Source organism: Wenzhouxiangella sp. YN1, assembly GCF_056324145.1.
Map to the genome: position 1 here is coordinate 1 of NZ_JBJNIO010000144.1, position 372 is coordinate 372.

Sequence of the window (372 nt, forward strand, 5' to 3'; positions counted from 1 at the left end):
AACGCCTTTCTCTACTGGCCGCTATATGATACCGGCTACGGCCTGCGCGACGACAGGGTGGGCCGCCATATTGGTGCCTCTTTGGCGCTTGCCGAGATCCCCGGCTATGCCCAGTCGGACCTCAACTGCCGCCAGCTCAACGGCGGTCATGCGGTGATGGCCGAAAACAACGTGCAGTATCAGACCCTGGCGGAGAAGCTGCACGTCCTGACGGGGAGCGGCCTCGAAACCATGAAAGCGAGAGAAGGGAAGATGCCCAACACAATGGACGCGGTCCTCAGACTTTCCGACCGCCACCGTGACCGACTGATCGCCGGCCGCATGTGACGGTCCCGACAGATGACCATCCCCAACAACCTCGACCTGCCGCCT

Annotated in this window: 1 protein-coding gene; it reads left to right on the forward strand. The window is 62.1% G+C overall.

Annotation, left to right across the window (positions count from 1 at the left end):
• The coding region (locus ACEWQZ_RS06800; RefSeq protein WP_476482322.1) for a hypothetical protein at nt 1-327 on the forward strand (327 nt) is incomplete at its 5' end.
• Nucleotides 328-372: the final 45 nt, after the last annotated feature.